Genomic DNA, 26,071 nt, shown 5'->3' on the forward strand with positions numbered 1-26,071 from the left:
GGGATGCACACGCTGCACAAAATTTGAAACCAGCTAAAAACACCAGACCACACCACGGGGTGGCGGGCCCGGCAAATTCAACCAATTCAATACAATAAATTGGTATCAACAAACTTGGCACACTATTGAGTTCTCAAACAACAGACACATTCGAATACTTGCCGAAACAATTCATTTCCATGAATTTTTTATTTCGCTTTTCTTCGCTGCGATGTTTACAGCTTATTTCATTCATTTCCACTTTGCAAATTCGCGATTTTCATCGGAATTTCGCTTTGTGGAGCGAATCCGCCCAGCATAATTGAAGCAATTTTCATTATGTGCGCCTGGCGCATGAAGAATTGCTTCTCATTTGTGGGGGTTTGTCACCACTCAACGGCGGCAACTCAGAAAACAATACACGCTCCTCCCCGGCCGTGCAAATCGGCCGGGAAGGAGCGTGCAGGTGCGTTTTCGGTACCGGTCAGGATCCGGTACCGGTCAGGATCCGGTACTGGTCAGGATCCCGTGCTGGTCAGGACGCGGCGACTTCCACCGTTGCCAGGTTCTTCTTGCCCCGGCGCAGAAGCAGGTAGCGCCCGTGCAGCAACTCGCTGGCCGCAATAACGGCGTCGGGGTCAGACACCTTCGCATTGTTGACGTAGGCGCCGCCCTCCCCCACGGTGCGGCGTGCGGCGGACTTGCTCTCAGACAGACCGGAGGCGACCAGCAGCTCGATGATGCCCAGGGCGCCGGCGTCAACCGTGGCGGAGGGCAGCTCGGAGGTCGCCGCCTTCAGTGTCGCTTCGTCCAGTACGGAGAGGTCGCCGTTGCCGAACACCGCGGCGGAAGCCGCAATGACCTTCTCGGTGGCGTCCACGCCATGGACGAGCGAAGTCACCTCGTAGGCCAGCTTTCGCTGGCCCTCGCGGGCGAAGGGCCGTTCGGCGATCGCGAGCTCCAGTTCCTCAATCTCGGCGCGGCTCAGGAAGGTGAACACTTTGAGTCGGTCCGCGACGTCGGCGTCCGCCGTGTTGAGCCAGAACTGGTAGAACGCGTACGGGCTGCACATGGTTGGATCCAGCCAGATCGCGTTGCCCTCGCTCTTGCCGAACTTGGTGCCGTCAGAGTTGGTGATGAGCGGCGTTCCCAGGGCGTGGACGTGTTTGCCCTCAACCTTGCGGATGAGCTCGGTGCCACTGGTGAGGTTGCCCCACTGATCCGAGCCGCCGGTCTGCAGCATGCAACCGTAGTCGCGGAACAACTGCAGGTAGTCCATGCCCTGCAGGATCTGGTAGCTGAACTCCGTGTAGCTGATGCCTTCGTCGGAACTGAGGCGGGAGGCGACGGCGTCCTTCCGGAGCATGGTGCCGACACGGTAGTGCTTGCCGATCTCGCGCAGGAAGTCGATGGCGCTCAGGGGCGCCGTCCAGTCCAGGTTGTTGACCATCCGGGCTGCGTTGTCGCCCTCGAAGCTCAGGAACCTACGGACCTGGGCCTGAAGGTAGCCTACCCACTCGGACACGGTGTCCTTGGTGTTCAGGGTGCGTTCCGCCGTCGGACGCGGATCACCGATCAAGCCCGTGGAGCCGCCCACGAGTCCGAGCGGCTTGTGGCCGGCCAGCTGGATCCGGCGCATGAGCAGCAGCTGGACCAGGTTGCCCAGGTGCAGGCTCGGCGCGGTCGGATCGAAGCCGCAGTAATACGTCACGGGGTCGCCGGCGAGGAGCTTTTCGAGCTCCGCCTCATCCGTGGAGACGTGGACAAGGCCGCGCCATTTCAGCTCCTGCCAGATATTGGCAAAGCTGGGATCGTTCTGCTGGGCATCGAGAATATTTAGCTGGGACACGGAATCTAAGTTAGCAGGATCAACCGGGCGGCAGCGCAGGTGACGCCTGCCGGCCCGGCTTACTCCTCGATGCCTGCCGGGACTCCGGCGGCGGCGATGAGCCGCAGGCGCTGGGTGGGCCGGGTCATGGCCACGTACAGGTCACCCACCCGGCCGTGCTCGTGATTGAGCATGTCCGTCGGTTCCAGGACCACGACGCCGTCGAATTCCAGGCCCTTCGCCTCGCGGGGACTGATCACCACGATGTCCTGCGCGTAACTCCCCGCGCCCGTCCCGACCCGGTGGCCGTACACGGCCCGCAGTGCCGCGCTGGCCTCGGGGAGAAGGCCGCCGTCGGCGATGACCGCCAGCAGGCCGCCCTCGATGGCGTCCAGTTCCTCCGGAAGCACCTCGACGAGCTTGTTGACGATCTGGCCCTGGCCGACTTTGTCGATGACCGGGGACCAGCGCCCTTCCCGCACGGCCTTGGGCGCCGAAACCACCAGTCCGGCCGCGGTCGCCATGCGGGCGGCGGCCTCGGCGATCTGGGACGGGGTGCGGTAGTTGACGGTCAGCTCCTCGAGCTGCCAGCGGTCGCCGAACATCGGGCCCAGTGCGCTGTGCCAGGAGTTGGCGCCGGCAACAGAACTGGTCTGCGCGATGTCGCCCACGATCGTAAAGGACTTCAGCGGGCAGCGTCGGACCAGCAGCCGCCACTGCATGGGTGACAGCTCCTGCGCTTCATCCACCACAATGTGCCCGAAGGCCCAGGAACGGTCCGTGGTGGCACGCTCTGCAGCGGTCAGCCGCGTCTCACGCTCCTGGTTCTGGTCCACCAGGTCTTCTGCCGTGACAAGGACGTCCACACCGGCGGTTTCCATGTTGACCAGGGTCTGCTTGGCGTTGGCCAGGTCGCGGGCCCGGTCCTGTTCCTGCTGCGCCAGGCCGCGCCCGGCGGCGGCATCAAGCTCGCCGAGCAATTCGGCAGCCTCGTCCAGCAACGGAACGTCGGACTCGGTCCAGGGCGAATCGGCCGGACGGAGCAGCAGTGCGCGTTCTTCCGGGCTGAAGTTCGGGGTGCATGCCTCGAGGATGGCCGGCTTGCTGAGCAGCTCCCCCACGAGTTTCTCCGGGGTCATCGGCATCCAGCACAGGTTCAGGGCGATCCGGACATCCCGGGCCGAGCGGACATCCTCCGCCAGGTAGGAGCGGTCGGCGTTGTTGCCGATGTTGCCTGCCTCCACCAGCTCCGTCATCTGCTCGGTCAATTCTCGGAGCAGGATCTTGACGAAGGAGACGCGGGCCTCGTTGTGCGGTTTGCCCGTGGCGCGCGCCCTCTCCTTGGCGCGGCGGACCTGCCTGGGCGTGAGGACCAGTTTGCGGCCGTCCACCTCAAGGGTCCGGTTTCCGTCCGGAATGCGCTGCCGGTTGGCCACGGCGTTGGCGACCACCTCGGCCATGTCGAGCCGGCCCTTGATGGCGGCGACGGCGGAGTCCGGCTCGGCAACGGCGGTGATGCCGGGCATCAGCCGGCCCAGGCTCGCCATGACGACGCCGGTCTCGCCGAGCGAGGGCAGCACGCGTTCGATGTACTTCATGAAGGACGACGTCGGCCCCACCAGCAGGACGCCGGCGCTCTTGAGCCGGTCCCGGTGCGTGTAGAGCAGGTACGCGGCGCGGTGCAGGGCGACAGCGGTCTTGCCCGTGCCCGGGCCACCCTGGACGACGAGGGCGCCGGAGATGGAGGAACGGATGATCCGGTCCTGCTCGGACTGGATGGTGCCGACGATGTCTGACATCCGGCCCGTCCGCTTGGAGTTCAGGGCAGCCAGCAGGGCACCCTCGCCCTGGAGCGAATCGTTGTCGGCGAGCATGTCGGCGTCGAGCACGTCATCCTCGATTGCCTTGACCTCGCGGCCCTGCAGGATCAGGTGGCGGCGGCGGCGGACGCCCTGCCGGTCGAATGCCGTGGCCTGGTAGAAATGACCCGCCTCGGGCGCACGCCAGTCCACCATGAGCCGTTGCAGGTCCTCGGTGGTCAGGCCGATGCGGCCGATGTACTGGGCCTCCCCGGAATCCAGGTCCAGGCGGCCGAACACGAGCCGGTCATCGACGGCGTCGAGCTGGGCGAGGCGGTCCTCGTAGAGGGCGGCGAAGGCATCACGTTCGGAAACGTTCTGCATGGTGCCCACGGCACCGGCCCGGCGCACCTGGGCCAGCTGGGTGCGCTTCTCCGCCCGCAACTCATCGAGTCGGGCGTAAAGTCCGGCCACATAGTCGCGTTCATGGACCAAATCAGCGTCGTGCATCGAACGTTCCCCTATCGAAAAAGACAGACCCACCATTCTACAGCCATTTCGTCGGCACGGCTGTTGCATGTCGCCGAACGATGCCAAGGCAGTCTTCGTCAGGGAATTCTACCGACACGGCCCGGATGGTCCAGCCCGGCAGGCCCGCTAAATCCGCAGCAGGGACCGGACGTTGTGGCCGGTCAGGGCTGTGCGGCCGCCAAGATCGTCGAGTTCCATGACCACACCGATGCCTGCCACGTGGATCCCGCACCGCTCGAAGAGCCGCGCCGCGGCGCCGAGCGTGCCGCCCGTGGCGAGCACGTCGTCGAGGATCAGCACCCGGCTCCCCGGCGCCAGGTCCGTGGTGTGCAGCTCAAGGGTGGCGGTGCCGTACTCCAGAGCGTAGTCCTCGGAGAACACCTCGCGCGGAAGCTTGCCGGCCTTGCGGACCGTGATGACCCCGGTCCCGGTGGCGTAGGCGGCGGCCGCCGCGAGCAGGAAGCCGCGGGCCTCCACTCCGGCGACGGCGTCGAACTGGCCCTGGAAAGGTCCCACCAGGGCATCGACGACGGCCCCGAAGGCGGCACCGTCGGCGAAGACTGGGGTCAGGTCCTTGAAGCTGACGCCGGGTTTGGGATAGTCCGGGATGGTGGCGCACAGGCTCTTGATCAGTTCATCCACCGGCATTGCAGTCGTCGTCTGGTTCGGGTCGCTTTGATTCACCCATCCACCTTACTGGCTGGTAGCCGGAAGCTTCCCGGGCCTTCCGTGCCGGCGGCCCGCGGCAACCCACCGGCCATCCAATGTTCACGCTGTCGGTGCCGGATTCGCCGCTCCTGTCCATCCCGCCGGTGATTGAATGCTCGAATGCGACACGAAATCGTCCTCTCCGGCCATGGGGTTCGGCTGGTTCCGCTGGCCCCGCACCATGCGGCGGGTCTCTTCGATTTTGTGGACGCCGGCATGTGGGCAGGCATGGCGGCACCGATGCCTGGGACTGCCAGTGAGCTGGCGGCGCTGTTCCGGTCACGGCTGGAGGATCCCGCCACTATCCCGTTCGCAGTCACGGACGGGCGCACCGGCGCCCTGCTGGGCACGACGTCCCTCCGCGACTACGTTCGGGACCAGCAACGCCTGGAAATCGGCGGAACATTCTACGGGCGGCAGTTCTGGGGCAGCCACGTCAATCCGGCGAGCAAGCACATGCTCCTCGCCTACGCCTATGAGGTACTGGAAGTGGACCGGGTGGCTTTCCGCTGCGACGCCCGCAACACCAGGAGTGCGACGGCGATCGAACGGCTCGGCGCACAATTCGAGGGGGTCCTCCGCGGCCACCGCGCGGCGCCAGGCGGGGGACGAGCGGACACCGCCGTCTTCTCGATCCTCTCGCAGGAGTGGCCGCACGTGCGCGAGGACCTGCGGCGCCGGCTCGCCCCCTTCGCCGTCGGCGCCGACTATTCACTGGGCAGCCCGCAGCAACTTGGAACCCCTAATCCCCTGCCGGTGGCGGCAAGGCGTCCGGATGAACGGGAGGCCCGGCATCTGGGGGCACGGCATCTGGAGGCACGGAGTCCGGTTCCGGCGGGCGCAGGAGTCCGTTGGCAAGCCCGTAGTTGACGATGTCCAGCGCTTTTCGTAGCGCGCGCTCGGCGTCGAACCGCCCGGCCGCCACGCGGCTCAGCCGGGCGTAGTCCCCGGCCCATCCGGACCGGCGGAACCTGTCGGCGTCACCGTGAAGGAGCCGTCCATAGAGGACGTCCTCGAACAAGTCATGGTCGGCCAGAGCGATTTCGGCCATCAGCGCCTCGCGGTCCCGGATCATCCCGTTGGTGAACATCCCGGCCGCTTCTGCTGCGCCCTGGGCTAGCCGGGAGTCCGCCGAGTAGTTGCACAGGCGCAGCGCCCGCACCACGAGTTTGAGCGAAACGTGTTCTTCGGGAACGATGAATTTGCGCAGCAGGGCCGCGCGGAAGAGCTCAATCCAGTGCCGGCGCTCTGCCTCGACGGAGTCCGCCGCGACCTGCACGCCGTCGGGGGTGAACAGTTCCACCATGCGGAAGTACTCGGTGGCCAGCTCCGCGAAGATCTGGAGCCGCTCCAGCTCGCTGCCCGGTTTTCCGCGCTTCCCCTCGCCCATAATGCTCCATCATCCCCCACCGCACGTGCCGGCATCAGCGCGCGGGAACGGGGCGCACACAGTGCCCGCTGCCTCACGCGCCGCGGGCGCTTGGCGCCTTTGCCGGCTTTGCCGCCTTGTAGCGGGAGACGGTCGGGTCGCCGCTGAGCCAGAACCGCCAGGGGTACTCGTGGCTGCCGCCGTCGCCGGAGACGCCGACGCGCGGACCGGAGCTGATGCCCGCGGCGACCGCCTCCGGAGGCTGCGCGGCCGGTTCCAGCCGGAACGGCGGCGCGAGGGCATCCCGCCCGCTGTCCGCCGTCGTCAGTCCCAGCGCGGTCGCCAGCCGGGCAGGCCCGCTCGCGAGGTCGACATCCGATTTCGACGTCGGCCGTCTGGCCCTCGCCAGTTCATGCCCCGCGACCACTTCGCCGGCCCGCAGCAGGAGCGCCGACGCCACGCCCTCGGGCCCGCACACGATATTGGCGCAATGGTGCATCCCGTACGTGAAATACACGTAGAGGTGGCCGGCCGGGCCGAACATCGGGGCGTTGCGGGCCGTTTGGCCGCGGAAGGTGTGGGACCCGGGGTCAGGGTGGTGCGAATCATGCGGGCCCAGGTATGCCTCCACTTCGGTAATCCGAACCGAGACGGATCCGCCGGGCCCGTCGTGCGTCAGCACCGCGCCGAGGATCAGCGGCGCCACGTGCCGGGCATCGGCCGAGAGCAGCGCGCGGACGGACACGGCCGCGCCGGACTCCATGCCGGACTCGGCAGGAAGCGGGCTGGAAGTCATGCTCAGACTTTAACAAACACCGCCAAAGGTGAGGACGGCCGTGTCCGAATTCCGCTAGCAGCTGCTCCGCGAAGCTGGCAGGATGGGGTGATGGACTTCTGGCAGCGCTACCGGGCAATCGATGCCCGGGACACCCGATTCGACGGGCAGTTCTACACAGCTGTCCGGACCACCGGCATCTATTGCCGGCCATCGTGCCCCGCGCGGACGCCCAAGGCGGACAATGTCACGTTCTATGAAACGTCCGCCGCGGCGCACGACGCCGGCTACCGTGCGTGCAAACGCTGCCTGCCCGAGGCCGTGCCGGGTACGCCGGCCTGGAACGTGCGCTCCGATATCGCCGGCCGGGCCATGCGGCTCATCAATGACGGCGTGATCAACCGCGACGGCGTCGAGGGGCTCGCGGCCCGGCTCGGATACTCCTCGCGCCAGCTCAACCGGATCCTCAGCCACGAACTCGGCGCCGGCCCGCTGTCCCTGGCGCGGGCCAGCCGCGCCCAGACCGCCCGCACCCTGCTGGTCTCCACCGCCATGAAAGTCTCGGACATCGCCTTCGCCGCCGGATTCAGCAGCGTGCGCCAGTTCAACGAGACCATCGGCGAGGTCTTTGCGATGACGCCTTCCGCGCTCCGGGCCACAGCCAGGCATCACCGCTCCCCCGCGGCCACCACAGCGCTCACGCTCAACCTTCCGTACCGCGAACCGTTCGACCCGGGCGTCTTTGATTTCCTGGCCGTCCGCGCCATCCCCGGGATCGAGGAAGGTACCTCCACTTCCTACGCCCGGACCCTGCGGCTGATGCACGGCGATGCCCGCTTCCGGGTGGATTACGACGCCGGCACGGCCGGGCGTCCGCTCGTGCTGACCATCGGCGCCGTCGACCTCCGGGATCTGGCCGCCCTGTTGAGCAGGGTCCGCCGGCTGCTGGACCTGGACGCCGATCCGGTCGCCATCGATGCCGCCCTCGAGGCCGACTCCCGGCTGGCCGCCGCGGTGGCGCTCACGCCGGGCATCCGGATGCCCGGCGCCGTTGATCCGCAGGAACTGCTGATCCGGGCGATGATCGGCCAACAGATCACCGTGGCCGCCGCGCGGACCGCCCTGGTCCAGCTTTCCGCGGCCGGGAGCACGAGCCTGGTGCCCGATGACGGCCTCCACCGGCTGTTCCCGACGGCCGCACAGATCGCCGGGACCGGCTTCGAACTGCTCCGCGGCCCGCAGCGGCGGATCGATGCTGTCCGGGGCGCCGCGGCGGCGATGGCCTCGGGGGACCTCGATTTCGGCTACGGCGATGACGTGCAGGGGCTGGAGGCCAGACTCCTGCCCCTGGCCGGCGTCGGGCCGTGGACCGTGGGATACGTCGCGATGCGGGTCATCGGCGCGCCGGATGTGTTCCTGGCCAACGACGCCGCGGTCCGCAATGGCATCCGTTCACTCGCCGAGACACCCGACGGCGCCACCCTCGCCCCGGATTTCCGTGAGGTCAGCCCCTGGCGCTCTTACGCCACCATGCACCTGTGGCGCGCAGCAGCGGCTGCCCAGGCCGCGGCGCGCAAGCCGTCCCTGCCGCCGAGGCAGGCTCCAACGCAGAACCACAAGCAGACTCCGAAGGAAGCGAAACCATGAAAGCCCAGCTGTTGACCATGTCCACCCCGGACGGTCCGTTCACCATCATTGCCCGGGACGGGGCTGTCCTGTCGTCGGGCTGGACCGCCGTTCCCGGCGAGCTGACCGGCCAGATCCACGCTGCCCTGCTTCCGGCCGGATTCGAGACCGTCACCGGGCTGGGCGAGATCTCCGAGGCCGTGGAGGCGTTCTATGCCGGCGATCCGGAGCCTGCCATGGGGGTGCCGGTGCTGCAGAAGTCCGGTCCGTTCCGCAGCCATGCCTGGGACGTGCTGCGCACGGTCGCGCCGGGGCGCCCGGTGACCTACACGGAGTACGCGGAGCTGTCCGGCAACGCCAAGGCCGTCCGGGCGGCGGCCAGTGCCTGCGCCTTCAATGCGGCGGCCCTGTTTGTTCCCTGCCACCGCGTCATCCGCACCGACGGGACGCTGGGCGGCTTCCGCTGGGGGCTGGCCGTCAAGGGCAGCCTGTTGGACCGGGAACGCGAAGCAGCCCTCGCGACGGCACGGCCCTGAGCCTTATTCCGTAGCCCGCCCGGCCCGGGCGGGCTCAGTTGTTGACGGGTGCACCGTGTGCGAGGGACGGCCTGCCGGACCCGGGCGTACTCAGTTGTTGACCGGAACGCCGGCAGGCCAGGGCAGCAGCTTCGGAAGGTCGACGCCGTCGGCCGCGGCGGTGGCGCGCAGGCTGCCGAGGGTGGGGTTGCGGCCGGCGAGCCACGCGGCGATGTCCGTGAGCATGCCGTTGATCACGGTCGATGTTCCGCCGCTCCCGATGGCCACCGCGGGCAGGCCGAGCGGCTGCAGCACGAAGCGCTGGCCCTCGGGTACCCGCGCGGAGAGGAAATCGAAAAGGTGCCCGCAGAACGGGCGACTCCAGGTTTCCGGTCCGTGGCCGGTGCCGAGGTCGGCGGCATGGATGACGAGTTCGCGCCACAGTGCCAGGCCGCCGTCGAACACGACTCCTCCCCGGTAGGTGATGGGCTCACGCCAGCCGGCCGCGTCGAGGGAGTCGAAGGCGCGCAGGGCCCGGTCCAACGCTGCGTCGAGGTCGGCCCGGTGCTGCCCGAGGCTGTGGCCGGCCGCCATCTCGATGGCGCGGTTTCGCCCCTCGAAGCCGCCGTCATAGAGTTCGACGCCCTCGCCGCGGGCGGCAAATTCGAGCTGCCGGCCCATCGCGTTGGCAATCCCGCAGATGTGGGCCAGCACGTGCCCGCGGCTCCAGCCGGGCAGTTCCGACGGCGCTTTGATGTCCTGTTCCGTCAGTTTCGCGGCGATTCCGGCCACGACTCCGGCGGCGCGGTGCAGTTCTGCCCGAAGGTTCTCTGGTGTGATTGAGGTCATGGCGCCCATCCTAAACCGAGCCACCCAATTAAGTCGGATTAACTGAGCGTTGCCCGGTCAGCGGGGCGCGTAGCGGTGCCGGATGTGCCGGCGGTCGTGCCGGGCCTGCCAGAATTCGATTTCGCGGGGCCGGATGGCGTAGAGCTGCCAGTCTGTGTTTTCATTGTCTGCATTTTCGCCGTCGTCGGCGCCGGGCCGGGCCCGCCAGTCGGCGGCCGAGGCTTCCGCGGACAGCTCCACGACGTCCCCGGCCACCCGCACCTGGCGGCCCTGGTGTTGCCAGAAGAAGTTCAGCGCCGCGTGCGGGTTGGCCGTGAGCTCCTTGCCCTTGCGGGATTTCCGGGACGTGGCGAAGTGCCAGCCGTCGGCGTCGATGTCCTTCAGGATCAGCATCCGCGACGACGGCCGGCCGTGCTCATCGGCGGTGGCCAGGCTGCACGCATTGGGCTGCGGCACCCCGGCCGCCAGGGCCTCGTCCAGCCACAGCCGGAACAGCTCCGCGGGGTCAGCGGGCGCCGCCGCCGGGTCGAAGTCCGGGAGCACTTCCGGGAAGTCGGGCAGGGCACGCAGCAGTTGGCGGAACGATTCGCTCATGTCGCAATGCTAGCGGGGAGTTTTCGGCGGCAAACGCCAAACGCTCCCTCACTTTTGGCAGGAAATCCGCCGACGCTCCTGCAGGCAATGCAGGAGCGTCTCGCGTCTGCTAGCTAGCCCGCGTACTCGCGCACGCCGGCGAGCTCGCCCTCGAGGGCCAGCAGCTGGCGTTCGACGGCGGCCGGTGCGGTGCCGCCCTGCGAGTTCCGACTGTTGAGCGAACCCTCGGTGGACAGGACCGTACGGACCTCCGGCGTCAGGTGCCCCGAGATGGCGGCGTATTCCTCGTCCGTGAGGTCCCAGAGCTCGACGCCGCGGCTTTCGGCCTGCTTGACCGCGGCGCCGGAGAGCTCGTGCGCCTCGCGGAACGGCACACCCTGGCGGACCAGCCATTCGGCGATGTCCGTCGCCAGCGCGAAACCCTGGGGAGCCAGCGCTTCCATCCGTTCGGTGTTGAACTTCAGCGTCGCGATCATCCCGGAAACTGCCGGGAGCAGGACCTCCAGGGTGTCGGCGGCGTCGAAGACCGGTTCCTTGTCCTCCTGCAGATCGCGGTTGTACGCGAGCGGCAGGCCCTTCAGGGTGGCCAGCAGCCCGGTCAGGTTGCCGATCAGCCGGCCGGCCTTGCCGCGAGCGAGTTCGGCCACGTCCGGGTTCTTCTTCTGCGGCATGATCGAGGAGCCGGTGGAGTAGGAGTCGTGCAGGGTGACGAAGGAGAACTCCTTCGTGGCCCACAGGATCACTTCTTCCGAGACCCGGGACAGGTCCACGCCGATCATGGCCGTGATCCAGGCGAACTCGGCGAAGACGTCGCGGGAGGCGGTGCCGTCGATGGAGTTGTGCGTCGCCGAGAAGAAGCCCAGGTCCGCGGCGACGGCCTCGGGGTCCAGGCCGAGCGAGGAGCCCGCCAGGGCACCGGAGCCGTAGGGCGAAACCCCGGCGCGCTTGTCCCAGTCGGCCAGCCGCTGCACGTCGCGCAGCAGCGCCCATGCGTGGGCCAGCAGGTGGTGGCTGAGCAGGACCGGCTGGGCGTGTTGCAGGTGGGTGCGGCCAGGCATGGCCACGCCCTGGTGCGCCTTGGCCTGGTCCACGAGAGCGTCAATCGTGGCGAGCACGCCGCGGGCGATGATCCGGGCGTGATCGCGCAGGAACATCCGTCCCAGGGTGGCCACCTGGTCGTTGCGGGACCGGCCGGCGCGGAGCTTGCCGCCGAGCTGGGTACCGGCGCGTTCGATCAGGCCGCGCTCGAGCGAACCGTGCACGTCCTCATCGGACTCGGCCGGCAGGTAGGCGCCGGAGGCGACGTCCTCATCCAGCTGCGTCAGGGCGGCCAGCATGCCGTCGAGTTCGGCGTCGTCCAGCAGCCCGGCCTTGTGCAGCACGCGGGCGTGCGCCTTGGACCCGGCGATGTCGTAGCGGGCCAGCCGCCAGTCGAAGTGCGTGGACTTGCTCAGCGCGGCGAGGGCGTCCGCGGGGCCGCCGGCAAACCGGCCGCCCCACAGCGCTCCCGTATTCGTTGCTTCGGATTTCGTCCCCGGGCGCCCCCCAGCCTCGCTTCGCTCGGCCGGGGACCCCTGCGCCCGTGGGCCCTGCGGCTGACTCACTGTCCTGCGACGCGGATGTCGCGGCCGGAGGCAACCTTGGCGGACATGCCCCACAGCTCGATGAAGCCGCGCGCCATCGACTGGTCGAACGTGTCGCCGGTGTCGTACGTGGCAAGGTCGAAGTCGTAGAGCGAGGTCTCGGAGCGGCGTCCGTTGACGATTGCCTGGCCGCCGTGCAGCACCATGCGGATGTCACCGGAGACGTACTTCTGGGTGTCCTCGATGAAGGCGTCGAGGGAGCGCTTGAGCGGCGAGAACCACTGGCCGTCGTAGACCAGCTCGGCCCAGCGCTGGCCGACGGTCGCCTTGAAGCGGGCCTGCTCGCGCTCGATCGTGATGTCTTCGAGGTGCTTGTGCGCGGTGATGAGCGCCATGGCGCCCGGTGCCTCGTAGATCTCGCGGGACTTGATGCCCACGAGGCGGTCCTCGACGACGTCGATCCGGCCCACGCCCTGGGCGCCGGCGCGGCGGTTGAGTTCCTTGATGGCCTGCAGCGGGGTGACCTTGACGCCGTCGATCGCGACCGGGACGCCGGCCTCGAAGGAGATGGTGACCTCATCCGGTGCCGGCGGGAATTCCGGGGTGGCGGTGTAGTCGTAGATGTCCTTGGTGGGGGCGTTCCAGATGTCCTCGAGGTAGCCGGTTTCGACGGCGCGGCCCCAGACGTTCTGGTCGATCGAGTACGGGTTCTTCTTGGTGGTCTCGATCGGCAGTCCCTTTTCCTCGGCGAAGGCGATGGCCTTGTCGCGGGTCAGGGCGAGGTCACGGACCGGGGCGATGCACTTCAGGTCCGGGCCGAGGGTCTGGATGCCGACTTCGAAGCGGACCTGGTCGTTGCCTTTGCCGGTGCAGCCGTGGGCGACGGTGGTGGCGCCGAATTCGCGGGCGGCCTTGACCAGGTGCTTGACGATCACCGGGCGGGAGATGGCCGAGACCAGCGGGTAGTGGCCCTGGTAGAGGGCGTTGGCCTTCAGCGTGGGCACGCAGTACTCGTTGGCGAACTCCTCGCTGGCATCGGCGACGTAGGCCTCGACGGCGCCGCAGCCCAGCGCGCGCTGGCGGATGGTCTCCAGCGATTCGCCGCCCTGTCCGACGTCGACCGCCACGGCGATGACCTCGGCGCCGGTGGCTTCACCGATCCAGCCGATGGCTACGGAAGTATCCAGGCCACCGGAGTAGGCCAGAACAATACGCTCAGTCACGGAAATGCTCCTTAGTTGTTTGGTGATGCTTTAAGTCTGGGAAAAATCTGTCTGTTGCAAGCCTGTCACACACCCCGGGTGCCCGGTCCTGTGAGGGCTCATGGAGTGGCCTATTGGCCGGCTTCCTCGGCGAACTGCAGGAAGCGTGCGGCGATGTCCGCGCCGCCCAGGGGGTCCCGGGTGACAAGCAGGACGGTGTCGTCCCCAGCGATGGTGCCCAGGATCGAGGGCATCACGGAGTGGTCGATGGCGAGGGCCAGGAAGTTCGCTGCGCCCGGCGGGGTCCGAAGCACCACGAGGTTGGCGGAGGCCTCGGCGGTGACGAGCAGTTCCCCGCACAACCGGGTCAGCCGGGCGTCGAGGATTTCCTGTGTGACGCCGCTCTTGGCCGCCCGTTCGCCGCCCTCCCCCGGGACGGCGTAGACCAGCACGCCGTCCTTGCCGCGGACCCGGACGGCGCCGAGTTCCACGAGGTCGCGTGACAGCGTGGCCTGGGTGACCTGGACCCCGTCGTCCGCGAGCAGCGCCGCGAGCTCGGCCTGGGAACGGACAGATTCGCCCGTGAGAATCGCCGTGATCCGCGCCTGCCGGGCTGTCTTGGTGGCCGGGCTGGCCCCAGGAGAGGCTGGCTGGACGGACATCAGGCCGGTCCGCCCACCGGTGCCGGACCATCGAGTGGCGCCTGCCCACCGACTGGCGCCAGACCGTCAACCACTGCCAGACCGGAGCGGTGCATGAGCCAGGCCATGAGTGCCTTCTGCGCGTGCAGCCGGTTTTCGGCCTCGTCCCAGACCACCGACTGCGGGCCGTCAATGACGTCCGCGGCGATCTCGTAGCCCCGGTAGGCCGGGAGGCAGTGCAGCACGACGGCGTCCGGCGCCGCGAGCTTCATCGCGTCGGCATCCACGGAATAGGCGCGGAACAGCTTCATCCGCGCTTCCTTCTCCGCCTCCTGGCCCATGGACACCCACGTGTCGGTCGCGACGACGTCGGCGCCCAGGAGCGCTTCGGCGGCGTCAACCGTCACCAGCACCGAGCCGCCGGTCTCCGCGGCGCGGTCCTCGGCGGCGGCGATGATCTCCGGCGACGGCAGGTAGCCTTCCGGTCCGGCGATGCGGACGTTCATTCCCGCCGTCACGCCGGCCAGCAGGTAGGAGTTGGCCATGTTGTTGGCCGAGTCGCCCAGGTAGGCCATGGTCAGGCCCTGGAGCGAGCCCTTGTGCTCCTTGACGGTCAGCAGATCGGCCAGGAGCTGGCATGGGTGGTAGTCATCGCACAGGGCGTTGATGACCGGAACGCGGGAGTTCTCGGCCATGGCGACGAGCCCGGCGTGTGCGCCGGTGCGCCACACAATGGTGGCGACCATGCGTTCGAGCACCTTGGCGGTGTCCTCGACCGATTCTTTGTGCCCGATCTGCGCCTCGCCGGGGTTGATGATGAGCGCGTTGCCGCCCATGTCCGCGATGCCGGTGGCGAAGGAGACCCTGGTCCGGGTGGAGGTCTTGTCGAAGATGACGGCCACCGTCCGGCGGCCGTTGCCGTCCGCGGCGAAGGGCTGCACGCTGTAGGGCGCGGCCTTCATCCGGACGGCGAGCTCGAGGACCTCGGCCTGTTCGGCCGGGCTGAGGTCCGTGTCCTTGAGGAAGTGGCGGGCGGGCACTGAGGCGGTCACGGCGGCGGTCACTTGGCGTCCTTTGCAGCGTTGGTCTTGGCGGTCTCGAGCAGTGCCGGCAGGGCGGCCAGGAAAAGGTCTGCCTGCTCGGTGGTCAGGATCAGCGGGGGCGCCAGCCGGATGGTGCGCGGGCCCGGGCTGTTGACGATGAACCCGGCGTCGAGACCGGCGGCCACGACGCCCGGGGCGACGTCGGCGTCGAGGTCGAAGCCGATCAGCAGCCCCTCGCCGCGGACCTCGGTCACGCCGGCGATTCCGGCGAGGCCGGCGCGCAGATGCTCCCCCAGGTTCCGGACGTGGGCCAGGATGTCCTGGTTTTCCAGGACGTGCAGGGTGGCGAGGGCGGCGGCGGTGGCCACCGGGTTGCCGCCGAATGTCGTCCCGTGCTGGCCGGCGGTCAGCAGAGCAGACGTTTCCGGGCCGAACGTGACGAGCGCGCCGACCGGGAAGCCGCCGCCCAGGCCCTTGGCGAGGGTAACGGCGTCGGGCATGATCCCGGCGTCCTCGCTGGCCAGCCACTTGCCGGTGCGGCCGATGCCAGTCTGGACCTCGTCGAGGATCAGCAGGGCGCCGGCCGCGCTCGTGGCCTCGCGGGCCGCCTTGAGGTAGCCGGCAGGCAGCGGCCGGACGCCGGCCTCACCCTGGATCGGTTCGAGGAAGACGGCAGCGGTGGTCTCATCAATGGCGGCGCGGAGGGCCTCGATGTCACCAAACGGGACATGCACGACGCCGCCGGGCAGCGGCGCGAACGGCGCCCGGTAGGCCTCCTTGGAGGTCAGCGCGAGGGCGCCCATGGTGCGCCCGTGGAAGGCGCCTTCGAGCGCGATGATCTTGGTGCGCGGCTTCGCTGCTTTTTCCGCGACAGTATTCTCCGCGGCCGCGGACTGGCTGGCGCCACTGTTACGGCGCGCCAGTTTGAAGGCCGCCTCGACGGCCTCGGTGCCGGAGTTGGCGAAGAACACCTTGGAGCCGGCCGGGGCCTTGGACAGTTCCAGCAACTTCTCGGCCAGGGCGATCTGGGTGGGGCTCGTGAAGAAGTTCGAGACGTGGCCCAGGGTGGCCAGCTGGCTGGAGATCACGGAGGTCACGAACGGGTGGGCGTGGCCGAGGGCGTTCACCGCGATGCCGCCGAGCAGGTCCAGGTATTCCTTGCCGTCGGCGTCCCACACGAGGCAGCCGGCGCCGCGGACCAGGACCCGCTGCGGGGTGCCGAAGACGCCCAGCAGGGAAGACGAGTAGCGGGACAGCCACTGCGCGCCACTGGCGCGCGAGTGAACTAGATCCGCTACCGGAGAGTGTTCGAGATCCGTGGAAGGTGCGGTTTCGATCTGGTTCATTTGCTTTCCTCATCGGGGACGACCTGGGTGCCGATGCCGGCGGTCGTAAAGGTTTCCAGGAGCATCGAGTGCGGCAGGCGGCCGTCCACGATGTGGGCGCGCTCGACGCCGTCGTCAATGGCCTTCAGGCACGCCGCCATCTTCGGGATCATGCCGGACTCGAGGCGCGGCAGCATCTCGCGCAGCTCCGACGCCGTCAGCGACGAAATGAGCGATGACCTGTCCGGCCAGTTGGCGTAGAGGCCCTCGACATCGGTCAGGATGACCAGCTTGGAGGCACCCAGGGCCGACGCGACCGCGGCCGCCGCCGTGTCCGCGTTCACATTAAGTACCTGACCGGTGGTGGATCCGTCGTCGTGGATCTCGGGGGCAACGGTGGAGATCACGGGAATCCGGCCGGCCGCGAGGATGTCCACAATCCCTTCCGGGTTCACCCCGACCACCTCGCCCACCAGGCCCAGGTCCACCTCTTCGCCGTCCACCACGGTGCCGGCGCGGACGGCGCGGAGCAGGCCGCCGTCTTCGCCGGACATGCCGACGGCGTACGGGCCGTGGGAGTTGATCAGGCCCACGAGCTCCCGTCCCACCTGGCCGGTGAGGACCATCCGGACCACGTCCATGGCCTCGGGCGTGGTGACGCGCAGCCCGCCCTTGAATTCGGATTCGATCCCGAGCCGGCTGAGCATGGCGTTGATCTGCGGGCCGCCGCCATGCACCACCACGGGGTGGATGCCGACGTGGTGCAGGAACACGACGTCCTCGGCGAAGGCGCGGCGGAGCTCGTCATTGACCATGGCATTGCCGCCGTACTTGATCACCATCGTGCTGCCGGCAAAGCGCTGGATCCAGGGCAGCGCCTCGATCAGCGTGGCGGCTTTGTCCCGGGCGTCGGACTGGGAGGTGGTCTCGCGGGTCTGGGTGTTCATGCTGTTCGTCCTCTGTTCGTCCCTACTGTTCATCCCAACTGTGCCTTCCCCCGGGGGGATTAGCTGGAGTAGGCGCTGTTTTCGTGGACGTAGTCGTGGGTGAGGTCGTTGGTGAGGATCGTGGCCTCGGCTGTACCGGCCTGCAGGTCGATTTCGACCAGGACCTCGCGCGGTTCGAGGTCCACGAGGTTCCGGTCATCGCCGATGCTGCCGTTGCGGCAGATCTGCACACCGTTCATGGACACGTTCAGCTGGTCCGGTTCGAAGGCCGCGTCGGTGGTGCCGACGGCGGACAGCACGCGGCCCCAGTTGGGGTCCTTGCCGAAAATCGCGGTCTTGAACAGGTTGGAGCGGGCGACGGCGCGGCTGACGACTTCTGCGTCCCGCTCGCTCGCGGCGTTGAACGTCCGGATCGCGATGTCGTGGCTGGCGCCCTCGGCGTCGCCGATCAGTTTCCGGGCCAGCTCGGCGCAGACCTGGGTCAGGCCGGCGCCGAAGTCGGCGGCGGACGGCGCGGCACCGGAGGCGCCGGAGGCGAGCAGCACCACGGTGTCGTTGGTGGACATGCAGCCGTCCGAGTCCGCCCGGTCGAAGGTGAGCCGCGTGGCGTTGCGGAGTTCGGCGTCGAGCACGTCCGGCGGAACGTCGGCGTCCGTGGTGAGGACCACCAGCATGGTGGCCAGGCCCGGGGCCAGCATGCCGGCGCCCTTGGCCATGCCGCCGATGGTGAACTGCGTGCCGTCCGCGGCCGTGCCGGTGAAGACGGCCTGCTTGGACACCGAATCCGTGGTCATGATCGCGGTGGCCGCCGCGGGCCCGCCGTCCGCGGCCAGGGCTGCGGTGACGGAACCGATCCCGGCCAGGATTTTCTCCATGGGGAGCTGCTCGCCAATCAGTCCGGTGGAGCAGACCACGACGTCGGTGGCGGAGACGCCGAGGGCCTCGGCGGTCTTCTCCGCGGTGGTGTGCGTGTTCTGGAACCCCTGGGGCCCGGTGCAGGCGTTGGCGCCGCCGGAATTGAGGATCACGGCATCCACGCGCCCGTCCTTGACCACTTCGCGGGACCAGTGCACGGGGGCCGCGGCCACGCGGTTGGACGTGAAGACCGCCGCGGCGGCCCTGGACGGGCCGTCGTTGACCACGAGGGCCACATCCGGCTTGCCGGAAGCCTTAAGCCCGGCCGTCACGCCGGCGGCGCGGAATCCCTGCGGTGCGGTGATGCTCACGGCGCGACTCCCTGGAGGTTGAGGCCGGCGGTTTCCGCCAGGCCGAGGGCTAGGTTCATGGACTGCACGGCCCCGCCGGCGGTCCCCTTGGTGAGGTTGTCGATGGCGCAGCACACGATCACGCGGCCGGTGTGCTCATCGAAGGCGAGCTGCATGACCGTGTGGTTCGATCCCTGGACCGATTTCGTGGAGGGCCACTGCCCCTCGGGGAGCAGGTGCACGAACGGTTCGTCGTCGTAGGCTTCGGCCCAGGCGGCACGCAGGTCTGCGGCAGTGACACTGCGGCCTGGCTGCTGCCGGACCCTGGCGGTCGCCGTAGTGAGGATGCCGCGGCTCATCGGGGCCAGCGTCGGCGTGAAGGAGACGGTGACCGGGGACCCCAGCGCCTTGGAGAGTCCCTGTTCGATCTCGGGGGTGTGCCGGTGTCCCCCGCCGACCCCGTAGGGGCTCATGGAGCCCATGACTTCGGCACCGATCAGGTTGACCTTGGCAGCTTTGCCGGCCCCTGAGGTGCCGGAGGCGGAGACGATCACGACGTCGTCGCCCTCCAGCAGCTGGTTGCTGAAGCCGGGAGTGAGGGCCAGCAGGGCCGAGGTCGGGTAGCAGCCGGGGACGGCGATCCGGGTGGCGCCGCGGAGGGCATCGCGCTGACCGGGCAGTTCCGGGAGTCCGTAGGGCCAGGTTCCGGCGTGGGCCGACCCGTAGAACTTCTCCCAGACCTCCGGGTCCTCGAGTCGGTGGTCCGCGCCGGCGTCGATGACCAGGGTCCCGGCGGGCAGCTGCGCCGCGATCTCCGCGGATGCCCCGTGCGGAAGCGCCAGGAACACGACGTCGTGCCCGGCCAGGTTATCCACGGTGGTGTCTTCGAGAATCCGGTCAGCGAGGCCATGGAGATGCGGCTGCAATTCCCCTAGTCTGGAACCGGCGTTGCTGTGGGCCGTGATGGCGCCGATGGTGACGTCGGGATGACCGGCGAGGAGCCGTAGGACCTCGCCGCCGGCATAGCCGCTAGCCCCGGAAACGGCAACAGAAATAGTCATAAGCACGACTATACAGCAAGAGTATGCATAGATGCCGATATTTATGCATCGATGGGCGTGTGTCCAAAGCTCCCGAACGGCCTGCCGCGGAAACCCGGGGGCGTATGCTTGGTAAAGGGTGATCCAGACCGTGCAGCTGCGAATGTCAGCTGCAGCGTTGCCCGTAACCGTGACGAGGCAAGCGCCCTATGACCGCCACTTCCACCCTTCCCGCCGAAACGCCGGCGCGGCCGCCATCGCGGGTCCGGCAGCCCAACGCCGTCGTCCTGAGCTATTCGGAACTCCTCAAGAGCGTGAAGACGGCCGGCCTCCTCGAACGGCGCGTCGGGTTCTACATCACAGTGTTCGCCAGCCTGGTGCTCCTGATGGCCGCCACCTGGTTCGGGTTCGCGCTGATCGGTGACAGCTGGTTCCAGCTCCTGATCGCCGCCGCCCTCGGCATCATCTGCACGCAGTTGAGTTTCCTCGCCCACGAGGCCGGGCACCGGCAGATCTTCGCGTCCCGCCGTGCCAACGACTGGGCAGCACGCCTGCTCGCCACCTCCGTGGCCGGGATCAGCTACTCCTGGTGGGAGCAGAAGCACGGCGCGCACCACAACCACCCGAACGTCATCTCCAAGGACCCGGACATCGCGCCCGGCCCCATCGCCTTCCACCCCGAAGCCGTAGCCGACCGCCAGGGACGCCTCGCGTTCCTGACTCGCAAGCAGGGCTGGTTCTTCTTCCCGCTCCTGTTCCTGGTGGGCCTGGGACTGCAGATCGATTCCGTGAAATTCATCGTCCGCCGGGCCAAGGTCACGCACCGCTGGGTCGAAATCCCGATCCTCGCGGTCCGGCTCAGCCTCCTGCCGGTCCTCGCGTTCACCTTCCTGCCGCTGGGCATGGCGTTCGCCTTCATCGGCGTCCAACTGGCCGTGTTCGGCTTCTATATGGGCGCGTCCTTCGCGCCGAACCACAAGGGCATGCCGGTGCTGCCGGCGGACAGCCGGGTGGACTTCTTCAGCCGCCAGGTCCTGACGTCCCGGAACATCTCGGGCGGCCGCTTCATGGACATCCTGCTCGGCGGCCTCAACCGCCAGGCCGAACACCACCTCTTCCCGGACATGGCCCGCCCGCAGCTGCACCAGGCCGCCAAGATCGTCCGCGAGTACTGCGCCAAGCACCAGGTCCCGTACACGGAAACCACGCTGATGCAGTCCTACGCCATCATTGTCCGCTACCTCAACGACGTCGGACTCGCCGCGGGCCGCCACTTCGAATGCCCGATGGCAACGGTAACCCGCCGCTACTAAAGGACGGACCGCCGTCGGCCGCGCAGGACCCGCCGCCTCCGGGCCACGTCGGCCCCAACATCACGTGACGGCTGGTTACGGACGGCCCCTTCATGGTTACCCCCGGTGTCCCTAGGATGGACCCAGGGACCGGGACAGAATTCCCAGCCCGGAAAAGGAGCCACATGATGCACGCAATCGTCGCCCGCCAGGCCGGCGGCCCCGAGGTCCTCGAACTCGACAAGACAGCCCGACCCGTTCCCGGGCCCGGCCAGCTGCTGGTCAAGGTCGCGGCCGCGGGCGTGAACTTCATTGACACCTACAAGCGCAGCGGCGTCTACAAGGTCAGCTACCCCTTCACGCCCGGCTCCGAGGCCGCGGGCACCGTGGAGGAGGTCGGCGACGCCGTCACCGGGTTTGCTCCCGGTGACCGGGTGGCCACGGCCGAGGGCGCTGACTGCTACGCCGGCTATGCACTCGTCGATGAGGACAAGGCCCTCCCGGTTCCCGACGGCCTGGATGATTTCACCGCCGCAGCGCTGCCGCTGCAGGGCGTGACGGCCCACTACTTGATCAACTCCACCTTCAAGGTCGAGTCCGGCCACACCGTGCTGCTCCACGCCGGCGCCGGCGGTGTGGGGCTCCTGATGATCCAGTTGCTCAAGGCCAGGGGCGCCAACGTCATCACCACCGTTTCGACAGACGCGAAAGAGCAGCTGGCCCGCGAAGCCGGCGCCGACCACGTGCTGCGCTACGACGGTTTCGCCGACCGGGTCCGGGATCTGACCAACGGCACCGGCGCGGATGTGGTGTACGACGGCGTCGGAAAAGACACTTTCGACGCCTCCCTGGCGTCCCTGCGCATCCGGGGCATGCTGGTCCTCTTCGGCGCAGCGTCCGGCCCGGTCCCGCCGTTCGACCCGCAGCGGCTCAACGCCGGCGGCTCGCTTTACCTCACGCGGCCCACCATGGGCCACTACCTGCGCGACGCCCGGGAACGCCGCTGGCGCTCCGACGAAGTCTTTGCCGCCGCTGCCGACGGCAGCCTCAAGGTCAGGATCGGCGCACGCTATCCTCTCGGCGAGGCGGCCCGTGCCCACGAGGACCTTGAACAGCGCCGCACCACCGGCAAAGTCATCCTCGTCCCCTAAGCTGCACGGTCCCCCAAGCCGTACGGCAACACCATCCGTTCATCTCCTGCAGGGACAATGCGCCAGTGACCGAGCAACGACTGACCCCCAGTGAAGCCCCCGACGCCGGTGCGGTGCAGAGTCTTCCCGCTCCCCGTCTCACCGTCCACGAGCCCCAGCTGCCGGGCGCCCTCTCCGCCCCGCCGGAGCGCACGCTCATAGACATCGTCCGGGATACTGCCGCCCGGTACCCGGACGCTTCGGCGCTCGACGACGGCCACCGTTCGCTCAGTTACGCCCAGCTCATGGACGCGGTCCGGGCCACCGCCCGGAAACTGCACCTCGCCGGGCTGGGTGCCGGCGACAAGATCGGCGTCCGGATCCCGTCGGGCACCAACGAGCTCTACGTCTCGATCCTGGCGGTGCTGCTGGTCGGTGCGGCGTATGTCCCCGTAGACGCCGACGATCCCGACGAGCGGGCCAAACTGGTCTTCGGGGAGGCGAGGGTGGCCGGCATCCTCCGCGCCGGCGGGAAGATCGTCACGGACAGCAACCACCCCCGCCCGTTCCCCGACGCGAGGCCGCCCGGCCCCGACGACGACGCGTGGGTCATTTTCACGTCCGGCTCCACCGGTACCCCCAAGGGCGTCGCGGTCCAGCACCGCTCAGCCGCCGCGTTCGTGGACGCCGAGGCCCGCATCTTCCTGCAGGCCGATCCGGTGGGTCCGCAGGACCGGGTGCTGGCCGGCCTGTCCGTTGCCTTCGATGCCTCCTGCGAGGAAATGTGGCTCGCGTGGCGCCACGGCGCCTGCCTGGTTCCGGCACCCCGGGCGCTGGTGCGGACCGGGATGGACCTCGGCCCCTGGCTCATCAGCCACGGCATCACCGTGGTCTCCACCGTCCCCACGCTGGCCGCTCTCTGGCCCGTGGAGTCGCTGGAAAGTGTCCGGCTGCTGATCTTCGGCGGGGAGGCGTGCCCGCCCGACCTTGCCGAACGGCTCGCCGTCGAAGGACGCGAAGTATGGAACACCTACGGGCCCACCGAGGCCACCGTGGTCGCGTGCGCCGCGCAGCTCGGCGCGGCCGGCCCTATCCGGATCGGCCTGCCGCTGGACGGCTGGGACCTCGCCGTCGTCGACGCCGATTCGCTGCCCGTCGCCGAAGGCGCGGTGGGCGAACTGATCATCGGCGGCGTCGGGCTGGCCCGGTACCTTGACCCGGTCAAGGACGCGGAAAAATATGCCCCCATGCCGTCCCTGGGCTGGCCGCGCGCCTACCGCTCCGGCGACCTCGTCAGGTACGAAGCAGAAGGCCTCATTTTCCAGGGTCGCGCCGATGAGCAGGTCAAGCTCGGCGGCCGCCGGATCGAGCTCGGCGAAATCGACGCCGCCCTGCAGTCCCTGCCGGATATCGCCGGCGCCGCCGCCGCCGTGCAGACCACCGCGGCCGGCAACCAGATCCTGGTCGGCTACCTTGCCGCCGTCGCGGGCCGTGACATCGACCTCGCAGCCGCCCGCGAACTGCTGGGCGAACGCCTGCCCGCGCCCCTCATTCCGCTGCTGACGCTCGTCGATTCGCTGCCGACCAAGACCAGCGGCAAAGTGGACCGCCACGCCCTGCCTTGGCCGCTCAGTGGAACCGGAGCGGCAGAGGCCGAAGGTGCCCCGCTGAACCTGCCGGAGGACGCGCAGTGGATCGTGGAGCAGTGGAGCGCCGTGCTGGGAAGCCCGGTCACCAGCCTCGATGCCGACTTCTTCGCCTACGGCGGCGGCTCGCTGGCCGCGGCGCAGCTCGTGTCCGCCCTCCGCGTCCGCTATCCCACCATCACGGTGGCCGATATCTACGCCACACCCAGGGTGGGCGCCCTGGTGGACGAGGCCCGGCAGTCGCTGCCGGAGGGTGGTGCCGTCGCTGCCCAGGAGCGCACCGTCCGGCCCACCGCGCGGAAGTCGCAGGCCTTCCAGACGCTCCTGGGCGTTCCCTTGCACATCCTGGTCGGCATGCGCTGGCTGACCTACCTGATGGCAGCCAACAACCTGCTGGCCGCCTTCGCCGGATTCAGCGCCGCGCCAACGATCTCATGGTGGTGGGTGGGAGCTTCCTGGCTGATCTTCGTCAGTCCCGCCGGGCGGATGCTGCTCTCTGTTGCCGCGGCCCGCATCCTGCTGCGCAACGTGGTGCCTGGCACCTATCCCCGGTCCGGGCGGGTGCACCTCCGGCTCTGGCTCGCGGAACAGATCCAGGACCTCGCCGGCGCCATCAGCCTCGCCAGCGCGCCCTGGGTGCCCTACTACGCGAAAGCGCTCGGGGCGAAGATCGGCGAGAACGTTCAGCTGCACTCGCTGCCGCCCGTCACCGGGCTGCTGACCCTCGGCACAGGGTCCAATATCGAGCCCGAAGTCGATCTGTCCGGCTGGTGGATCGACGGCGACCGTGTCCACATCGGTGCCATCCGGATTGGCCCCGGCGCAAGCGTGGGGGCCCGCAGCACGCTGATGCCGGGAGCCACGGTGGGTGCCGGGGCGCAGGTGGAGCCGGGTTCCGCTGTGATCGGCAAGGTCAAGGCGGGCCAGCTCGTGGCCGGGTCGCCGGCCGAGCGCCGTGGCAAGGCCCGGCACTCGTGGCCGGACTCCCCGGACGAGCACCGGCTGATGGGCCGGTTGTGGTTCGCCGGTTTCGCCGCCGCCTCCGCCATGCTGGCGCTCATCCCCTACGTCTCCGCCGCCGTCGCGGGCTTGGTGATCTTCGCGTTCATCCAGGGCAGCTCCTCCCTGCCCGCGGCCCTGCCCGGCATAGCGCTCTCGATCCCGCTGGCGGCGCTGGCATGGTTCCTGACCAACCTGCTGCTGATCCTGGCCACGACGAGGCTCCTCAGCGTCGGCCTCGCCGAAGGCTACTACCGGGTCCGGAGCCGGATCGGGTGGCAGGTCTGGGCGACCGAGCGCGTACTGGATCTGGCCCGGGATCTGCTGTTCCCGATCTACGCCAGCCTCTTTACGCCGGTCTGGCTGCGGCTTCTCGGTGCGAAGGTCGGCCGCAACGTGGAGGCCTCGACAGTGCTGCTGATCCCGCGCATGACCACCGTGGGCGAAGGCGCGTTCCTGGCCGACGACACGATGGTGGCGTCCTACGAACTCGACGGCGGCTGGATGCACATAGCCCCGGCCAAGATCGGCAAGCGGTCTTTCCTGGGCAACTCGGGCATGACGGCGGCCGGGCGCAGCGTGCCCAAGAACTCCCTCGTGGCGGTGTTGTCCGCGACGCCGGCCAAGGCGAAGTCCGGCACCTCGTGGCTCGGCAGCCCGCCGGTGCGGCTGCGGCGCACCGCCATCGCCTCGGACGACACGCGGACCTACCAGCCGCCCCGGAAGCTGAAGGTCGCGCGCGCCCTGTGGGAGCTGTGCCGGTTCGTCCCGGTCATGCTGACGGTCGTCATCGCCGTCGGTGTCATGCTCGCGTTCGACGCGATGGCGGCCCTGTTCAACTACGGAATCGCCGCTCTCCTGAGCGGGGTGGTGATCCTGCTCGCCGGGGCCACGGCCGCGGGCAGTGCCGTCGTGGCCAAGTGGCTGCTGGTGGGCCGCATCCGCCCCGGCGAGCACCCGCTGTGGAGCTCCTTCATTTGGCGGAACGAGGTGGTGGACACGTTCATTGAGATGGTCAGCGCCCCGTGGTTCGCGCGCGCCGCCACGGGGACACCGGCGCTGGTGTGGTGGCTGCGGGCACTCGGCGCGAAAATCGGTGCCGGGACCTGGTGCGAAAGCTACTGGCTGCCGGAGGCGGACCTCGTCACCCTCGGCAGGAATTCGACCGTCAACCGCGGGTGCGTGGTCCAGACCCATCTGTTCCATGACCGTGTCATGAGCATCGACACTGTTACGCTCGATGACGGAGCCACCATGGGCCCGCACGGCGTCATCCTGCCGCAGGCCAGGATCGGCAGCGGCGGCACGGTGGGGCCGGCGTCCCTCGTCATGCGGGGCGAAACCGTCCCTGCCGGGACGTACTGGATGGGCAATCCGGTCAGCCCCTGGGACGGGCCGGCACCGCCCGCCGGGCCCCGTTAGGCCCGGCGCCTGCGCACGTCCAC

At 68.7% G+C, this 26,071-nt stretch carries 20 protein-coding genes; 6 read left to right on the top strand and 14 right to left on the bottom strand.

The genetic code is table 11. From position 1 onward, the window contains the following. Positions 1-514: 514 nt before the first annotated feature. The 3 genes from tyrS to AC1DZV_RS18470 form a co-directional block, all read right to left on the bottom strand. The gene (gene tyrS / locus AC1DZV_RS18460; protein ID WP_028277280.1) at positions 515-1,828 is read right to left on the bottom strand and encodes a tyrosine--tRNA ligase; all 1,314 of its coding nucleotides are present in this window, start codon (positions 1,826-1,828) and stop codon (positions 515-517) included. A 59-nt stretch (positions 1,829-1,887) separates the two neighbouring features. Further along, complete coding sequence (locus AC1DZV_RS18465) at positions 1,888-4,116, bottom strand: HelD family protein (protein ID WP_476954318.1); 2,229 nt, start codon at positions 4,114-4,116, stop codon at positions 1,888-1,890. Positions 4,117-4,263: 147 nt separating this feature from the next. Then, positions 4,264-4,785 (bottom strand): adenine phosphoribosyltransferase, encoded by a 522-nt coding sequence (locus tag AC1DZV_RS18470; protein WP_243181808.1) that lies wholly within the window; start codon positions 4,783-4,785, stop codon positions 4,264-4,266. Positions 4,786-4,965: 180 nt separating this feature from the next. Here AC1DZV_RS18470 and AC1DZV_RS18475 point away from each other — a divergent pair, with 180 nt between their 5' ends. Continuing rightward, positions 4,966-5,715 carry a GNAT family N-acetyltransferase gene (locus AC1DZV_RS18475; protein WP_476954319.1) on the top strand — a complete coding sequence of 250 codons (750 nt, stop codon included), beginning with the start codon at positions 4,966-4,968 and terminating at the stop codon, positions 5,713-5,715. Between the two features lie 593 nt (positions 5,716-6,308). Here the strand turns inward: AC1DZV_RS18475 and AC1DZV_RS18480 are convergent. Next, complete coding sequence (locus AC1DZV_RS18480) at positions 6,309-7,010, bottom strand: DNA-3-methyladenine glycosylase (protein WP_476950486.1); 702 nt, start codon at positions 7,008-7,010, stop codon at positions 6,309-6,311. A gap of 90 nt (positions 7,011-7,100) precedes the next feature. Here AC1DZV_RS18480 and AC1DZV_RS18485 point away from each other — a divergent pair, with 90 nt between their 5' ends. Both AC1DZV_RS18485 and AC1DZV_RS18490 read left to right on the top strand, forming a co-directional pair. Then, the gene (locus tag AC1DZV_RS18485; RefSeq protein WP_476954320.1) at positions 7,101-8,636 is read left to right on the top strand and encodes an AlkA N-terminal domain-containing protein; all 1,536 of its coding nucleotides are present in this window, start codon (positions 7,101-7,103) and stop codon (positions 8,634-8,636) included. Then, positions 8,633-9,151, top strand: a complete 519-nt coding sequence (locus AC1DZV_RS18490) for a methylated-DNA--[protein]-cysteine S-methyltransferase (protein WP_476950488.1) — start codon at positions 8,633-8,635, stop codon at positions 9,149-9,151. Before AC1DZV_RS18485 ends, AC1DZV_RS18490 begins: the two co-directional genes overlap by 4 nt. A gap of 90 nt (positions 9,152-9,241) precedes the next feature. Here AC1DZV_RS18490 and AC1DZV_RS18495 read toward each other — a convergent pair whose 3' ends face one another. From AC1DZV_RS18495 to argC, 10 genes are all read right to left on the bottom strand, one after another. Next, on the bottom strand, positions 9,242-9,979 hold the full coding sequence (locus AC1DZV_RS18495; RefSeq protein ID WP_476954321.1) for a maleylpyruvate isomerase family mycothiol-dependent enzyme: 738 nt from the start codon (positions 9,977-9,979) through the stop codon (positions 9,242-9,244). 57 nt (positions 9,980-10,036) lie between these two features. Then, entirely contained in the window at positions 10,037-10,573 is a 537-nt protein-coding gene (locus AC1DZV_RS18500; RefSeq protein ID WP_243181789.1) for a pyridoxine/pyridoxamine 5'-phosphate oxidase, read from the bottom strand. A gap of 113 nt (positions 10,574-10,686) precedes the next feature. Then, positions 10,687-12,177: an argininosuccinate lyase gene (argH, locus tag AC1DZV_RS18505; RefSeq protein ID WP_476954322.1), complete on the bottom strand. Its 1,491-nt coding sequence runs from the start codon at positions 12,175-12,177 to the stop codon at positions 10,687-10,689. Further along, on the bottom strand, positions 12,174-13,379 hold the full coding sequence (locus AC1DZV_RS18510) for an argininosuccinate synthase (protein WP_476954323.1): 1,206 nt from the start codon (positions 13,377-13,379) through the stop codon (positions 12,174-12,176). The genes argH and AC1DZV_RS18510 overlap by 4 nt, the downstream gene beginning before the upstream one ends. A gap of 110 nt (positions 13,380-13,489) precedes the next feature. Continuing rightward, on the bottom strand, positions 13,490-14,020 hold the full coding sequence (locus tag AC1DZV_RS18515; protein WP_079551248.1) for an arginine repressor: 531 nt from the start codon (positions 14,018-14,020) through the stop codon (positions 13,490-13,492). Further along, positions 14,020-15,063, bottom strand: a complete 1,044-nt coding sequence (argF, locus tag AC1DZV_RS18520; RefSeq protein ID WP_476950490.1) for an ornithine carbamoyltransferase — start codon at positions 15,061-15,063, stop codon at positions 14,020-14,022. Before argF ends, AC1DZV_RS18515 begins: the two co-directional genes overlap by 1 nt. Further along, on the bottom strand, positions 15,060-16,388 hold the full coding sequence (locus tag AC1DZV_RS18525; RefSeq protein ID WP_476950491.1) for an acetylornithine transaminase: 1,329 nt from the start codon (positions 16,386-16,388) through the stop codon (positions 15,060-15,062). Before AC1DZV_RS18525 ends, argF begins: the two co-directional genes overlap by 4 nt. Then, positions 16,385-17,314: an acetylglutamate kinase gene (gene argB, locus AC1DZV_RS18530; protein WP_476950492.1), complete on the bottom strand. Its 930-nt coding sequence runs from the start codon at positions 17,312-17,314 to the stop codon at positions 16,385-16,387. The genes AC1DZV_RS18525 and argB overlap by 4 nt, the downstream gene beginning before the upstream one ends. Before the next feature lie 59 nt (positions 17,315-17,373). Next, positions 17,374-18,540 (bottom strand): bifunctional glutamate N-acetyltransferase/amino-acid acetyltransferase ArgJ, encoded by a 1,167-nt coding sequence (gene argJ / locus AC1DZV_RS18535; RefSeq protein ID WP_476950493.1) that lies wholly within the window; start codon positions 18,538-18,540, stop codon positions 17,374-17,376. Continuing rightward, positions 18,537-19,580: an N-acetyl-gamma-glutamyl-phosphate reductase gene (gene argC / locus AC1DZV_RS18540; RefSeq protein WP_476954324.1), complete on the bottom strand. Its 1,044-nt coding sequence runs from the start codon at positions 19,578-19,580 to the stop codon at positions 18,537-18,539. The genes argJ and argC overlap by 4 nt, the downstream gene beginning before the upstream one ends. Positions 19,581-19,768: 188 nt before the next feature. Between argC and AC1DZV_RS18545 the strand changes: the two genes are divergently transcribed. The 3 genes from AC1DZV_RS18545 (at position 19,769) to AC1DZV_RS18555 (ending at position 26,048) form a co-directional block, all read left to right on the top strand. Beyond that, positions 19,769-20,872, top strand: coding sequence for a fatty acid desaturase family protein (locus AC1DZV_RS18545; RefSeq protein ID WP_028277262.1), 1,104 nt, complete (start codon positions 19,769-19,771; stop codon positions 20,870-20,872). Positions 20,873-21,036: 164 nt separating this feature from the next. Next, positions 21,037-22,002 (top strand): quinone oxidoreductase family protein, encoded by a 966-nt coding sequence (locus AC1DZV_RS18550; protein ID WP_028277261.1) that lies wholly within the window; start codon positions 21,037-21,039, stop codon positions 22,000-22,002. Between the two features lie 113 nt (positions 22,003-22,115). Then, positions 22,116-26,048, top strand: coding sequence for a Pls/PosA family non-ribosomal peptide synthetase (locus tag AC1DZV_RS18555; protein ID WP_476954354.1), 3,933 nt, complete (start codon positions 22,116-22,118; stop codon positions 26,046-26,048). The last annotated feature ends 23 nt before the right edge of the window (positions 26,049-26,071 follow it).

It is taken from the genome of Arthrobacter sp. P1_D12 (genome assembly GCF_056406175.1).

Coding starts and splice junctions, on each gene's coding strand:
- AC1DZV_RS18465 (WP_476954318.1), bottom strand. CDS start 4,116: ATGCACGACGCTGATTTGGTCCATGAACGCGACTATGTGGCCGGACTT.
- AC1DZV_RS18470 (WP_243181808.1), bottom strand. CDS start 4,785: ATGCCGGTGGATGAACTGATCAAGAGCCTGTGCGCCACCATCCCGGAC.
- AC1DZV_RS18475 (WP_476954319.1), top strand. CDS start 4,966: ATGCGACACGAAATCGTCCTCTCCGGCCATGGGGTTCGGCTGGTTCCG.
- AC1DZV_RS18480 (WP_476950486.1), bottom strand. CDS start 7,010: ATGACTTCCAGCCCGCTTCCTGCCGAGTCCGGCATGGAGTCCGGCGCG.
- AC1DZV_RS18485 (WP_476954320.1), top strand. CDS start 7,101: ATGGACTTCTGGCAGCGCTACCGGGCAATCGATGCCCGGGACACCCGA.
- AC1DZV_RS18490 (WP_476950488.1), top strand. CDS start 8,633: ATGAAAGCCCAGCTGTTGACCATGTCCACCCCGGACGGTCCGTTCACC.
- AC1DZV_RS18495 (WP_476954321.1), bottom strand. CDS start 9,979: ATGACCTCAATCACACCAGAGAACCTTCGGGCAGAACTGCACCGCGCC.
- AC1DZV_RS18500 (WP_243181789.1), bottom strand. CDS start 10,573: ATGAGCGAATCGTTCCGCCAACTGCTGCGTGCCCTGCCCGACTTCCCG.
- AC1DZV_RS18515 (WP_079551248.1), bottom strand. CDS start 14,020: ATGTCCGTCCAGCCAGCCTCTCCTGGGGCCAGCCCGGCCACCAAGACA.
- AC1DZV_RS18525 (WP_476950491.1), bottom strand. CDS start 16,388: ATGAACCAGATCGAAACCGCACCTTCCACGGATCTCGAACACTCTCCG.
- argB (WP_476950492.1), bottom strand. CDS start 17,314: ATGAACACCCAGACCCGCGAGACCACCTCCCAGTCCGACGCCCGGGAC.
- argC (WP_476954324.1), bottom strand. CDS start 19,580: ATGACTATTTCTGTTGCCGTTTCCGGGGCTAGCGGCTATGCCGGCGGC.
- AC1DZV_RS18545 (WP_028277262.1), top strand. CDS start 19,769: ATGACCGCCACTTCCACCCTTCCCGCCGAAACGCCGGCGCGGCCGCCA.
- AC1DZV_RS18550 (WP_028277261.1), top strand. CDS start 21,037: ATGATGCACGCAATCGTCGCCCGCCAGGCCGGCGGCCCCGAGGTCCTC.